Annotated in this window: 14 protein-coding genes; 10 read left to right on the top strand and 4 right to left on the bottom strand. The window is 65.8% G+C overall.

Annotated elements, in window-relative coordinates; genetic code table 11:
- Positions 1-206 precede the first annotated feature (206 nt).
- The 5 genes from lepB to NWE53_RS02340 all read left to right on the top strand — a co-directional run bounded on the left by lepB (position 207) and on the right by NWE53_RS02340 (position 4,012).
- Entirely contained in the window at positions 207-974 is a 768-nt protein-coding gene (lepB, locus tag NWE53_RS02360; protein ID WP_265052788.1) for a signal peptidase I, read from the top strand.
- Positions 971-1,702, top strand: a complete 732-nt coding sequence (gene rnc / locus NWE53_RS02355) for a ribonuclease III (protein WP_265052787.1) — start codon at positions 971-973, stop codon at positions 1,700-1,702. Before lepB ends, rnc begins: the two co-directional genes overlap by 4 nt.
- Entirely contained in the window at positions 1,695-2,612 is a 918-nt protein-coding gene (gene era, locus NWE53_RS02350) for a GTPase Era (RefSeq protein ID WP_265052786.1), read from the top strand. The genes rnc and era overlap by 8 nt, the downstream gene beginning before the upstream one ends.
- An 18-nt stretch (positions 2,613-2,630) precedes the next feature.
- The gene (locus tag NWE53_RS02345) at positions 2,631-3,203 is read left to right on the top strand and encodes a sugar O-acetyltransferase (RefSeq protein WP_265052785.1); all 573 of its coding nucleotides are present in this window, start codon (positions 2,631-2,633) and stop codon (positions 3,201-3,203) included.
- 176 nt (positions 3,204-3,379) lie between these two features.
- Entirely contained in the window at positions 3,380-4,012 is a 633-nt protein-coding gene (locus NWE53_RS02340; protein WP_265052784.1) for a LabA-like NYN domain-containing protein, read from the top strand.
- An 11-nt stretch (positions 4,013-4,023) separates the two neighbouring features.
- On the opposite strand, the gene smpB is transcribed toward NWE53_RS02340, so the two are convergent.
- From smpB to dapA, 3 genes are read right to left on the bottom strand one after another with little or no spacing between them, the layout of a single operon-like run.
- Positions 4,024-4,497, bottom strand: coding sequence for an SsrA-binding protein SmpB (gene smpB / locus NWE53_RS02335; protein WP_265052783.1), 474 nt, complete (start codon positions 4,495-4,497; stop codon positions 4,024-4,026).
- The gene (locus NWE53_RS02330) at positions 4,494-5,141 is read right to left on the bottom strand and encodes an FMN-binding negative transcriptional regulator (RefSeq protein ID WP_265052782.1); all 648 of its coding nucleotides are present in this window, start codon (positions 5,139-5,141) and stop codon (positions 4,494-4,496) included. The genes smpB and NWE53_RS02330 overlap by 4 nt, the downstream gene beginning before the upstream one ends.
- 54 nt (positions 5,142-5,195) lie before the next feature.
- Positions 5,196-6,089 carry a 4-hydroxy-tetrahydrodipicolinate synthase gene (gene dapA, locus NWE53_RS02325; RefSeq protein WP_265052781.1) on the bottom strand — a complete coding sequence of 298 codons (894 nt, stop codon included), beginning with the start codon at positions 6,087-6,089 and terminating at the stop codon, positions 5,196-5,198.
- Between the two features lie 169 nt (positions 6,090-6,258).
- Between dapA and NWE53_RS02320 the strand changes: the two genes are divergently transcribed.
- From NWE53_RS02320 to NWE53_RS02300, 5 genes are all read left to right on the top strand, one after another.
- Entirely contained in the window at positions 6,259-8,337 is a 2,079-nt protein-coding gene (locus tag NWE53_RS02320) for a lytic transglycosylase domain-containing protein (RefSeq protein WP_265052780.1), read from the top strand.
- Positions 8,338-8,585: 248 nt separating this feature from the next.
- The gene (locus tag NWE53_RS02315) at positions 8,586-9,740 is read left to right on the top strand and encodes an amidohydrolase (RefSeq protein WP_265052779.1); all 1,155 of its coding nucleotides are present in this window, start codon (positions 8,586-8,588) and stop codon (positions 9,738-9,740) included.
- Positions 9,737-11,032 (top strand): MFS transporter, encoded by a 1,296-nt coding sequence (locus NWE53_RS02310; RefSeq protein ID WP_265052778.1) that lies wholly within the window; start codon positions 9,737-9,739, stop codon positions 11,030-11,032. The genes NWE53_RS02315 and NWE53_RS02310 overlap by 4 nt, the downstream gene beginning before the upstream one ends.
- 11 nt (positions 11,033-11,043) lie before the next feature.
- Entirely contained in the window at positions 11,044-11,469 is a 426-nt protein-coding gene (locus tag NWE53_RS02305; protein ID WP_265052777.1) for a MarR family winged helix-turn-helix transcriptional regulator, read from the top strand.
- A gap of 82 nt (positions 11,470-11,551) precedes the next feature.
- Entirely contained in the window at positions 11,552-12,445 is an 894-nt protein-coding gene (locus NWE53_RS02300) for an alpha/beta fold hydrolase (RefSeq protein WP_265052776.1), read from the top strand.
- A 6-nt stretch (positions 12,446-12,451) separates the two neighbouring features.
- Here the strand turns inward: NWE53_RS02300 and NWE53_RS02295 are convergent, their stop codons facing one another.
- Positions 12,452-13,228, bottom strand: a complete 777-nt coding sequence (locus NWE53_RS02295) for a hypothetical protein (protein ID WP_265052775.1) — start codon at positions 13,226-13,228, stop codon at positions 12,452-12,454.

The raw sequence follows: 13,228 nt of genomic DNA, 5'->3' as shown, positions 1-13,228 counted from the left end.
TCGCGATGCTGTTCTCGAAACACGATATCGTCAACTTGCCGAGACCGGTAATCGTAGCTTTTTCTTGCCGTTTTCTCAGACTGGAATTGTTCTGGCCATGTATTCGCCATCCGGCAGCGTCATCCCCCCAGACTGCTCTTGCGCGTTGTCGCAGGCGCGATAGTCGGCTAGACCGCGCGCTGGATCGCAGTCTCAGGAGCGCCCGGGTGGCCAACGACGTCGACAGCAAAAGCAAGGCGGCCAAGGAAGAAGGCGGCGTGTTCGAGACCATCAAGGTCGTCGTTCAGGCCCTTCTCATTGCGCTCGTCATCCGCACCCTGCTGTTCCAGCCCTTCAACATCCCCTCGGGCTCGCTGATCCCGACGCTGCTGATCGGCGATTATCTGTTCGTGTCGAAATACACCTACGGCTATTCCAAGCACTCGATCCCGTTCAGCCCGCCGCTGTTCTCGGGGCGCGTCTGGGCGGCAGAGCCCAAGCGTGGCGACATCGCCGTCTTCAAGCTGCCGACCGACAATTCTACCGACTACATCAAGCGCGTCATCGGCCTGCCTGGCGACCGCATCCAGATGATCGACGGCATCCTCCACATCAACAACCAGCCGGTGAAGCGCGAGCGCATCGCGGATTACGTGACCAGCGACAACTGGGGCCGCAGCGTACCGGTGATCCGCTACCGCGAGACGCTGCCGAACGGCGTCAGCCACGAGATCATCGAGCGCGAAGGCGATACCGGCACCTTCGACAACACCCAGGTGTTCCAGGTGCCGCCCGGCCACTTCTTCATGATGGGCGACAACCGCGACAACTCGCTCGACTCGCGCGACCGCAGCGTCGGCTTTGTGCCGTTCGAGAATTTCGTCGGGCGCGCCGAGATCATCTTCTTCTCGATCGAGGACGGCGCTTCGGCCTGGAAGATCTGGGAATGGCCCTACACGGTTCGCTGGAACCGTCTGTTCAGCACCATCAAGTGAACAAGGCCAGCGAAGCCGCGCGCAAGGCGCCCGACACCGCGCGGCTCGAGGTCACGCTCGGGCACCGCTTCAACGACAAGGCACTCCTGGCCACGGCGCTCACGCATATGAGCGCCGAGGATTCGCGGCTGGCGAGCTACCAGCGCCTCGAATTCCTCGGGGACCGTGTTCTGGGCCTGTCGATCGCCGATCTGCTGTTCCGGCATTATCCCCAATCGGAAGAAGGCAATCTCTCGCGCCGCCTCGCCGATCTCGTGCGCAAGGAGACCTGCGCCGAGGTTGCGCAAAGCTGGAACCTCGGCCAGTTCATGCGGCTGGGCGAAGGCGAGATTCAGGGCGGGGCGCGGAAGAACAAGGCGATCCTGGCCGATGCCTGCGAGGCGATCATCGGTGCGGTCTTCATCGACGGCGGCTATGATGCGGCCCGCGGGCTGGTCGAGCGTGCCTTCGGCGAGCGGATGATGAAGCCGGTCCGGCCGTTGCGCGATGCCAAGACTGCCCTGCAGGAATGGGCGCAGGGTAAAGGTTACGTGACACCGACCTATAGCGAGCGCGGCCGCTCCGGCCCGGACCATGCGCCGGTCTTCGTGGTGGCGGCGAAAATCAACGGGCTCGCCGACGCCGAGGCGCGCGGCCCCTCCAAGCGGCTGGCCGAACAGGCAGCAGCCGAAGCGTTCCTGAGGCGCGAAGGCCTGTGGAACGACAACCCGGAAGGCGAGAATGTCTGAATCCGATCAACCCACGCGCTGCGGCTTCGTCGCGCTGATCGGCGCGCCGAACGCCGGCAAGTCGACGCTGCTCAACCAGTTCGTTGGCGCCAAGGTCTCGATCGTCTCGCGCAAGGTGCAAACGACGCGGACGCAGGTGCGCGGCATCGCGCTATCGGGCGCGGCGCAGGTCATCTTCGTCGACACGCCCGGCATCTTCGCGCCCAAGCGCCGGCTCGACCGCGCGATGGTGACGAGTGCCTGGGGCGGAGCGACCGATGCCGACCTGATCGGCGTGCTCGTCGATGTCGCCCGCTTCGAGCATGAAGAGAACACCGCGCTGCTCGAAAAGCTCGCCGAGCTGAAGCAGCCGAAGTTCCTGATCCTCAACAAGATCGACACGGTGCCGAAGGAGAAGCTGCTCGAGGTCACCGCCAAGGTGAACGAGCGCACGCAGTTCGAAGCGACCTTCATGGTCGCGGCGCTGACCGGCTATGGCGTCAAGGACATCCTGACCTGGCTGGAGACACGGCTGCCGCTCGGCCCCTGGCTCTACCCGGAAGACCAGATCTCGGACGCTCCCTTGCGCTTCCTTGCCGCCGAGATCACCCGCGAGAAGATCTTCGAGCGGCTGCACGACGAACTGCCCTATCGCTCCACCGTCGAGACCGAGAGCTGGGAGCAGAGGCCGGACGGCTCCGTCCGCATCGAGCAGACGATCTATGTCGAGCGCGAAGGCCAGCGTAAGATCGTGCTCGGCGAAGGCGGCCAGACCATCAAGGCGATCGGCCAGAAGGCGCGCATCGAGATTGCCGAAGCGGCCGAGGCCAAGGTCCATCTCTTCCTGTTCGTGAAGGTGCGCGAGAACTGGAGCGACGACCCCGAGCGCTATCGCGAGATGGGGCTGGAGTTTCCCAAGGGCAAAGGCTGAGGCGCGCCGGGAACCGCGATGCGCAGCGAGAAGGACAAGATGCTGGCCGGCGAGCTCTATCGCGCAGACAGCCCTGAGCTCATCGCCGATAATCGCCGCATCAGCGCCTGGATGGAGCGCTTCAACGCGACCATGGCAGCGCCCGAGCAACGGCCGGCGCTCATGAAGGAGGCGTTCGGCCATGTCGGGCGCGACGTCACGATCCGCCCGCCCTTCCATTGCGACTATGGCTACAACATCAGCCTGGGCGATGGCGTCTTCCTGAACTTCAACTGCGTCGTTCTCGATGTGGTGGCCGTGACCATCGGCGACGGCACGCAGATCGGCCCTGGCGTCCAGATCCTCACCGCGGATCATCCGCGCGATCCCGTTCAGCGCCGGCAGATGTTTGAATTTGGCCGCCCGGTTCGCATCGGGCGCAATGTCTGGATCGGCGGCGGCGCGATCATCCTGCCGGGCGTCACGATCGGGGACGATGCGATCATCGGAGCGGGCAGCGTGGTCACGCGCGATGTGCCCGAAGGCCGCACGGCGGTCGGCAATCCCGCGCGGCTGCGCCTGCTTTCCGGAGACGACAAGTCCGAGAGGTAGGTCGCGGCATCAGCGCGGCGAACCCGGCGACACCGCGACTTCGGTAGTGCAGCGCCGCGTCAAGACGCCACGCCGTCTCTTTGAAACTTGTCAAAATTCATTCATGAAAGACATTGTTCGAACGCGTTTCGTTTCCATCTTTGTTACTTGAAGACATTTCAGCAGGAGTGATTGCAATGAACGGCGCACCGCGCATCGCGCTTTTCATCGATGGCGCCAATCTCTACGCCACGTCGAAGCAGCTCGGCTTCGACATGGATTATCGGCGCCTGCTGCGCGAGTTCCAGGGCCGTGGCAACCTGATCCGCGCCTTCTATTTCACGACGCTCGTCGAGAGCGAGGAGTATTCCTCGATCCGTCCGCTCGTCGACTGGCTCGACTACAACGGCTACCGCGTCATCACCAAGGCGGCCAAGGAATTCACCGACGCCACCGGCCGGCGCCGCGTGAAGGGCAACATGGACATCGAGCTGGCGATCGAGATGCTCGAACTCGCGTCGCATCTCGACCAGATCTACCTGTTCTCCGGCGATGGCGACTTCCGCCCGCTGGTCGAGGCGGTGCAGCGCAAGGGCGTCAAGGTCTCGGTCGTCTCGACGATCTCGACCAATCCGCCGATGGTCTCGGACGAGCTGCGCCGGCAATGCGACGAGTTCCTGGACCTCGCCCAGCTGATGCAGAAAATCGGCCGCGACCCCTCCGAGCGCGCGAGCCGTGCAGGCGGCCAGGGCGCGCCCGGCACTCCCGGAAACCCGGCGCTGGAGCGGCGCTACGGCATCCGCCAGGGTGACGAACCCGTCGAGAGCTGATCCGGAGCGGCTCAGCCGCCCGATTTCAGAAGTCTCTGCTTGTCGCGATTCCAGTCGCGCTCTTTCTCGGTCTCGCGCTTGTCGTGCAGCTTCTTGCCCTTGCCGAGGCCGAGCTCGACCTTCGCCCTGCCCTTGTCGTTGAAATAGACCTTGAGCGGGATCAGGGCCATGCCCTCGCGCTGGATCGCGCCCATCAGCTGGTTGATCTGGCGGCGATGCAGCAGCAACTTCCTCGGCCGGCGGACCTCATGGTTGAAGCGGTTGGCTTCGAGATATTCCGGGATGTGGGCATTGAACAGGTAAAGCTCGGTCCCCATCGGGCCCGCATAGCTCTCGCCGATCGTCGCCTTGCCGCCGCGCAACGACTTGATCTCGGTGCCCTGCAAGGCGATGCCCGCCTCCAGGGTCTCCTTGATCTCGTAGTTGAAGCGCGCCTTGCGATTATCGGCGGCCAGCCTGTAGCGCTCGGGATCGGGTTTCTTCATGCGTTGCCGCCGAATCCATGTTCCTTGACGAGCGCTGCCATCGTCTGCGATTCCGATTCAGGATTGGCGCTCAAGCCGTTGAGAACGCCGAGCTTGTCGTCCTCCCGCCGGTTCTGGCTGAGCTTGAATTTGCCGATGATCGAAGCGATCTCGATCTCGATGCCAACGATGCCGCGCGTCTGCGCTGCGATGAAGGGCTCAGGCGCGTCGCTCACCGCCCAGGGCTCGGCGCGCGGCGCCTCCTGCTGGCGCGTCAGCGACTCGAGCTGGGCGCGCAGCCAGACGGCGTCGTCGATCGTGCGGGCCGGGCCGCGCACCTGCACCGTGACGTAGTTCCAGGTCGGCACGACCTTGCCCGTCTCCTGCTTGGTCGCATACCAGGCCGGCGTCACGTAGCGCTCCACGCCTGTGAAGATCACCAGCGTCTCGGCACCCGCCGCGATCGCTTTCCATTGCGCATTGGGGCGCGCGAGATGGGCGCGCAGAACGCCGTTCTCGCCCTCATCGGCATGCAGGACGAAGGGCACGGGATTGGCGATCAACCCACCCTCGCCCACTGTCACCAGCGTGGCGAGCGGATGCTGGCGGATGACCGCGTCGAGCTGCGCACGATCCTCGACCTTGAAATGACTGGGCTCGTACATCCCGGCTCTTCTCCCTGGCGTCGGCCGGGACGACCGGACGAGCGCAATCTCTACTTAGGCATTCAACAGCCCGGCGAACACCATCGCCTCGCGAATGACTTTGCCGGTCGCCGGCGTCACCGGCATCAGCGGCAGGCGAACCTCCTCCTCGATGCGACCGAGCAGAGCGAGGCCGTGCTTGGCGCCCGCGAGGCCAGGCTCCTTGAAAGTTGCGTCATGGAGCGGCACGAGCCGATCCTGCACCTTCAGCGCCGCGGCGTAGTCGCCCTTGAGCGCGGCCTCCATGAGATCGGCGCAGAGGCGCGGCGCGACATTGGCGACCACCGAGATGCAGCCATGGCCGCCGGCCGCCATATAGGCGAGCGCGGTCATGTCCTCGCCCGAGAGCTGGATGAAGTCCGCGCCCATGGCGTGGCGCTGCTGCGAGACACGGGCGAGGTTGGCCGTGGCGTCCTTCACCCCGGCGATGTGCTTCAGCTCGTAGAGCCGTGCCATCGTCTCGACCGACATGTCGACGACCGAGCGCGGAGGGATGTTGTAGATGATGATCGGGATGCCGACCGCATCGTTCACAGCCTTGAAGTGCTGGTACATGCCTTCCTGGGTCGGCTTGTTGTAGTAGGGCGTGACCACGAGCACGGCATCGGCGCGGGCCTTCTCGGCATGCTTTGCGAGGTCGATCGCCTCGATCGTGTTGTTGGAGCCGGCGCCGGCAATGACCGGAACGCGGCCCTTGGCCTGCTCCACGACGATCTCGACGACGCGCTTGTGCTCGTCATGGCTGAGGGTCGGGCTCTCGCCGGTGGTGCCGACCGGAACGAGGCCGGTGGAGCCATTGCCGATCTGCCAGTCGACCAGCGCGCGCAGTGCCTCTTCGTCGACCTTACCGGCTTTGAACGGCGTGACCAGAGCGGGCATCGAGCCGGTAAAGGCAATGTGCTTGGTCATGAGGACGATCCTGAACCGAAAACGTGGATGATAGGGCCGCCACACATAAACCGTCGTTCCGCCAAGGCAAAGCCGGCAACCCATGAAAATGCGTGGCCTCATAGTTAAACCTTCATAAACCCCCTTCACCGACCATCGACCAATGCCTGCTACAGGATGGAGACCCGCCATGGCCTCGCCTGCCGCCGCGCGGAGACTGCTCGGCCTGCTGCTGCCTGCCCTGCTCTGCGCCTCATCGACGCGAGCCGGCGACGACGGCATGCTTGTGAGCCAGCGCAAACTCGCCATGATCGGCGACATTGAGATCACGGGCGCCCTGCCGTCCTATCCACCCGCCGTCATGCGCGACGAGGATGCGATCAATCCGGATGCCGTGAAGGCGGCCGTCGCCGCCTATCGCCGCGGCGCGCTCGGAGAGGGCGACGATCTCGCTGCGCGGATCGACGACCGCGCGGCGCGCGCGCTGCTTGAATGGGTGGCGATCCTCGCCAATGCGGGCTCCGTGTCCTTCTCGCGGATCGACGCCTTCCTCCGCGAGCATCCGAATTATCCGGCCACGACCCGTTTTCGACGACGCGCCGAAGAGGCGCTGATCGCCGAGAAGAAGAGCCCCCTGGTCGTGCGCACCTTCTTCCATGGCCAGCAGCCGGTCTCGCCGGCCGGAAGGATTGCGCTCGCTCTGGCGCTCAAGGACGAGGGACGCACGGACGAGGCGATCGCTCTCGCACGCAAGAGCTGGCGCACCGATCCGTTCGGACAGGCGCTCGAGAAGATCGTCCTGAAGGAGTTCGAGACGGCGCTGACGAAAGACGACCATCGCCTGCGCACCGAGCGCTTCCTTTTCAAGGAGAGCGGCGAGGCGGCACTGCGCAATGCCGCTCGCGTCTCGGCCGATTATGTCGTGCTGGCCAGAGCGCGCCTCGCCAGCGCCGGTGCACGCCGGCCGATCTCCGATAAACTCATTGCCGCCGTGCCACCTTCCGTGCGCAGCGATGTCTCCTTCGCCTTCCTGCAGGCGCAGCAGGCCCGCCGCGGCGACAAGCTCGACGATGCGGTGAAGGCGCTCGCCAACATCCCGCGCGATCCGGCGCTGCTCGGGGATGGCGACGGCTGGTGGGAAGAGCGGCGCATCATCTCGCGCAAGCTCATCGATGCCGGCCAGCCGGCAAAAGCCTATGAGGTTTCCGCCGGCCATGGCGCCGAGGATGCGGCCGAGCGGATCGAAGCGGAATGGCATGCCGGCTTCGTCGCGCTGCGCTTCCTCAAGAAGGCCGATGTCGCGCTAAAGCATTTCGACGCGGCGGCGGCCATCGCCGAGACGCCGATCTCGGCCTCGCGCGCCGCCTATTGGCGGGGCCGTGCCTATGAGGAACTGGGCAAGACCGAGGAGGCAAAGGCCTCCTTCGGCAAGGCCGCCGAGCAACCGATCGCCTATTACGGACAACTCGCGCGGGCCAAGCTGGGCTTGGCCGGCCTGCCGCTGAGGAGTTCGGCCGCGGCCGGGCTCGAGGCGCTGCCTGGCCATCGCGGCGTCCGTTTGCTCTACCGCATCGGCGAGCGCGACCTCGCCACCGCGATGCTGAACGACCTGGCGCAGCGCCTTCACACCACCGAGGCGCTGGAGGCGGTCGCGGCCATCGCCCGTCGCGAGGCGGATGCGCGGGCGCTCGTCGGCATCGGCAAGGCCGCGCTGCAGCGCGGTTTCCCACTCGATATGGCCGCCTATCCGACCAACGGCATCCCGGAGTTCGACGTGCTCGGCGACCCGATGGAGAGGGCGATCGTTCACGCCATCGCCCGGCAGGAGAGCGCCTTCGAGCCGACCGCGATGTCGCAAGCCGGTGCGCGCGGCCTGATGCAGATGATGCCGGCGACGGCGCGCGAGACGGCGCGGCGCGCCGGCCTGCCCTTCGACTGGCAGAAGCTCGGACAGGATCCGCTCTACGCGGCGCGGATGGGCGCGGCCCATCTCAACGACCTGCTGAAGGAATGGCGCGGCTCCTACATCCTGAGCTTCGCCGCTTACAACGCCGGCTCGCCGAACGTGAAGAAATGGATCGCCGCCTATGGCGACCCGCGCGATCCGGAGGTCGACGCCGTCGACTGGGTCGAGCGCATCCCGTTCTCCGAGACGCGCAACTACGTCCAGCGCGTGATGGAGAATTTGCAGGTCTATCGCGAGCGACTGAACCAGCGCACAGCCTATCTGATCGACTACGATTTGAAGCGCGGCGGCAAGCGCGACTGAGGACCTGAAACCGCGCGTCATCCCGGACAAGCGGCTTTCAGCCGTGCCGGGATCCATGCCTGGACCTTTCCAGCAAACGCTCGGGCATGGATCCCGGGCCTCCGCTTCGCTGCGCCCGGGATGACGGCGGGGGTTCCGGCCGTACGTCAAATTCACACCGGAGATTTGCCGATGCGGCAATGATCTTTCCTGCCCGTTGCAATATTTGAAATTTTCAAATACCCCTTGCGGACAGCGGAGGGGTTTCGATGCTGCAGGACATTGCCGATTTCGCGCCGACGCTTCAGGCGTGGCGCCGCGACCTTCACGCCCATCCCGAAATCGCCTTCCAGGAATTTCGAACCTCGGACTTCGTCGCGCGGACGCTGGAATCCTTCGGCATCGAGGTGCATCGCGGGCTGGGCGGCACCGGTCTCGTCGGCGTCATCAAGGGCGCGGCCGAGGGGCCGACCATCGGGCTCCGGGCCGATATGGACGCCCTGCCGATGGATGAAGAGACCGGGCTCGACTACAGTTCGACGACGGAAACGACATTCCACGGCTGCGGCCATGACGGCCATACGGTGATGCTGCTCGCGGCGGCGCGCCATCTCGCCGCCAACCCACCCAAGCGCGGCAAGGTGCATCTGATCTTCCAGCCGGCCGAGGAGGTCGGACAGGGCGCCGAGCGCATGATCGCCGATGGGCTATTCGAGCGCTTCCCTTGCTCCGAGGTCTACGCGCTGCACACCATCCCGCTCTACGCGGAAGGAACGGCGGCCGTCCGATCCGGCCCGACGCTGAGCGGCACCACCGTCTTCGAGATCAAGGTCAAGGGCGTGGGCGGCCACGGCGCGGCACCGCACACCACCGTCGATCCGCTTCAGGTCGCGGCGCGGCTCGCGACCGAGATCTCCTCGATCGTCGGACGCCATGTCGACCCGATGGAGCCGGCCGTCATCAGCCTCGGAAGGCTCTCGGCCGGCACCGCCCCGAATGTCATCCCGGATACCGCCGAGCTCGGCGGCACGATCCGCACCTATGACCCGGCGACGGAAGCCCGCATCGTCGACAAGCTCGATGCGATCTGCCGCGGCTTCGCGCTGATGTCGGGCTGCACCATCACCTGCACGAAGAAGGCGGGTTGCCCGCCCTGCCTCAACGATCCGCGTGCGGCGGAAGCGGCTGCGGCCGCCGCCGGCACTGTGCTCGGCGAGGCCAATGTGAAGGTCGATCTCAAGCCCCTGCCCTTCTCGGACGACTTCGCGCTGATGCTGCGCGAGTGGCCCGGCGCCTATATCTTCCTCGGGCAGCCCGGCGCGATGTGCCACCACCCGACCTTCGATTTCGATGACCGCCTGCTCCCGATCGGCGCCAGCATCCTGTGCCGTCTCGTCGAGCGCCAGACGGGAGCCAACGCATGACCGCCGCCACCATCCAGATCGGGCAATCGCGCTCTCCCGCGATGGTCCGGCGCGCCGTGATCTCCTCGGTGATCGGCAACGGCCTCGAATGGTACGACTTCCTGGTCTACGGCTTCTTCGCCACGGTCATCGCACAGGTCTTTTTCCCGAGTTCCGACCCGCTCGTCTCGGCGCTGCTGACGGCTGCGACCTTCGCGATCTCCTTCCTCGTCCGGCCTATCGGCGGCGTGCTGCTCTCGACCTATGCCGACCGCTTCGGCCGCAAGCCGATCCTGACGGTGATGATCCTGATCATGGGGTTCTCGACCGTGCTGATCGGGCTGACGCCGAGCTATGCGACGATCGGCATCCTCGCGCCGATCCTCGTCATCATCGCCCGCATCCTGCAGGGCATCTCTGTCGGTGCCGAATTCGCCTCCGCCACGGCGATGCTGGTGGAATACGCGCCGCCCGGCCGCAAGATGACCTTCGGCAGCTTCCAGATGTGCTCGCAGGCGCTGGCGCTCGCGCTCGCGGCCTTCTCCGGCTATGCGCTGGCGACGCTGCTGTCACCCGAGGCACTCCAGAGCTGGGGCTGGCGCATCCCCTTCCTGCTGGGATCGCTGATCACGCCACTCGGCTTCTACATCCGCCGCTTCGTCGACGAATCTCCCGAATACGAGAGCGAGGGCGGCAAAAGCGCCAGCCGGACGCCGTTCCGGGCCGTGCTGGCCGAGCATCGCAACGCGCTGCTGCGCTGCTTCGGCATCATGATCCCCGGCACGGCCTCGAACTATGTCTGGTTCATCTTCCTGCCGGGCTATGTGGTGCGGCAGCTCAAGCTGCCCTTCACCAGCGCGATGCTGAGCTCGCTGATCGGCGGCATCCTGCTGTTCATCTTCGTGCCGATCATGGGCCATCTCGCCGACCGGTGGAGCGCCTTCCGAATCTGGCTGTTGGGCATGCTGAGCTTCGCGCTGCTGTCCTATCCGCTGTTGGCCTATGTCGTGGCTGTACCGAGCTTCGAACGCCTGCTCATCGCACAAGCGATCTGCGCGCTGTCGATCGCGGCGATCTGGGCGCCGACGCCGGGCCTGCTCGCCGGCATGTTCCCGACCGATGTGCGCTCGACCGGCATGTCGATCGCCTACAATGTCGTGGTGCTGCTGTTCGGCGGGCTCGCGCCCTTCACCCTGACCTGGCTGGTGGCGAAGACGGGCTCGGACATGGTTCCGTCCTACTATCTCCTTGCCTGCACCGCGCTGTCGCTGATTGCGCTCGGGCTGGCGAGCCGGACAAGCAGCCCTCGCTAGCCCCGCCGGCGATGCCCCTCGAACCCTTCCTGACCTTTCGGCTCGACCAGTTGAGCCAGACCGCGATGGCGAAGGCCTCGCGGGTCTACAAGGAGCGGCTCGGCCTCAATATCCGCGAGCTGCGCGTGATGCGCGTGATCGGCGACACTCCGGGCCTGTCGTCCCGCGCGCTGTCGGACGGGGCCCTTATCGAGCAGACGCTTGTTTCCAAGCATCTGCGCAAGCTGGTGGATCAAGGCTACGTCCAGCGCGAGATCGAAAGCGCCGATGCTCGCCGCGTCGCGCTCCGACTGACGGCAAAGGGGACCGCCATCCGTCAGGAGGCCGACCGGCTGGGCGAGGAACTGGAGCGCGATTTCCTCGCCGTGCTCACGCCGGAAGAACTCGACAGCCTCAATCGCTGCCTCGCCAAGCTGAAAGGCTGGGGCGCATCCTGACGGCCGGCAGTCCAAGACCGGCTTTCGCACCCGGCGCCACCGTGATTAGGTGCGGATCCGCCTTGCCCTTTCCGAGTCCTGCATGACATCCGAGCCCGGTTTCATTTCCCGCTTCGTCAGCGCCCGCGACGGACTCAAGCTGCATCTGCGCGATTACGGCCCGCTCGAAGCACCCGCGCTGCCCATTATCTGCCTACCCGGTTTCGCGCGCACGGCGGCCGATTTCCACGAACTGGCCCTGGCTTTTGCCCAGGACGACGCCAAGCCGCGCCGCGTGCTGGCGCTCGACTATCGCGGCCGCGGGCTCTCCGACTACGACCGCGACTGGAAGAACTACGACATCCGCATCGAGCTCGACGACCTGATGCAGGTGCTGGTGGCGATGGGGGTCGAACAGGCCGTCTTCGTCGGCACCTCGCGCGGCGGGCTTCTGACCATGGCGCTGGCGGCAGCACGCCCCGCCGTGATCCGCGGCGCCGTCCTCAACGATGTCGGCCCGGTGATCGACGCGCGCGGCCTGCTGCGCATCCGCGGCTATGTCGGCAAGCTGCCGATGCCGCGCAGCTTTTCGGAAGGGGCCGAGATCCTGAAAAGGCTCTCCGACCAGCATTTCCCGGTGCTGAGTGAAGCCGAATGGGAGGTGATGGCCCGCCGGACCTGGACGGATCGCGACGGCGCGCTCAGGCCGGACTACGACCCCCAGCTGATGAAGGTCCTCGAAGAGCTCGACCTCGAGACGCCGCTGCCGGTGTTGTGGACCTATTTCGACGGCCTCAAGGCCGTGCCGCTGCTGGCGATCCGCGGTGCCAATTCCGACCTTCTGGCAGAAAAGACATTGCAGGACATGGCCGAGCGCCATTCCGACTGCGAGATTTATACCGCCCCCGGTCAGGGCCACGCCCCGCTGCTGGGCTCGAATGAGATGATCCGGCGCATCGGCAAGCTGATTGCCCGGGCCGAGCGGCGCGCGGCCTGAACCGGTTCAGGATTTCGAGGGTCCGGCCTTGGTTTCGCCCTCGGGCAAGGCGGCAACGTTGTCCAGGCCGGCGGAGCCGTCATCCCGTGAGGTCTCGACCAGCCCCCGCCTTGGCGCGGGTGGCGAATTCCGGCTCCCGCCTGCCGCAAGCACCTTCGCCTGGCCGACCCAGTCCTCGCGCTCGATGCGGCCGGGAAAGGCGAGATAACTGCCGACCCATTCGACGTTCTCAGCGGTCCAGGTTGCGATCTGCTCGAAATGCCAGATGCCGAGGCCATGCAGCCGACCCTCGTTCTGGCGGCCGACGCCCTTGATCAACTTGAGATCGTCGGCCTTGTCATCGCGTGCCGTCGCGAGGCCTGACGGGCGCTGGCCGGGCAGTTCGGCCTCGTTGGCAACCGGCGCAAGCGCGCCGGCAGGCTTCGCAACGGATGGCTCGGCCACAGCTGCAGCCGGTCGGGCCGGCACCGATGGCATCGATTTCTGCGCAGCCACTGGAGCAGTCTCTGCAGCCATCCTCTTGGGAACGAGGCTGGCGCAGACGCAGCCGATCCAATACGCCGCTGCGAACAGCAAGGCCGACTCCACCCAGGTCGCCGCCATGCCGTTCAGCCACTGGAACCATGTCAGGGCAGCACCGCCCGCCCAGAGCAGAGCGAGGACGGTCCAGGCGCCGCTCCACAGGCGCGGCTTTCCGCCATCGTTGCTGATCCAGCCCATGGCCAGCCCCAAGCCGAAAGCGGCGAGCAGGAACCAGACGAACTGGCTGGCGAGATAGAGCAT

Source organism: Bosea sp. NBC_00550, from assembly GCF_026020075.1.
Lineage (GTDB): Bacteria > Pseudomonadota > Alphaproteobacteria > Rhizobiales > Beijerinckiaceae > Allobosea.
The sequence above is the reverse complement of the archived record's forward strand: the minus strand, read 5'-3'. Positions and strand labels throughout refer to the sequence as shown.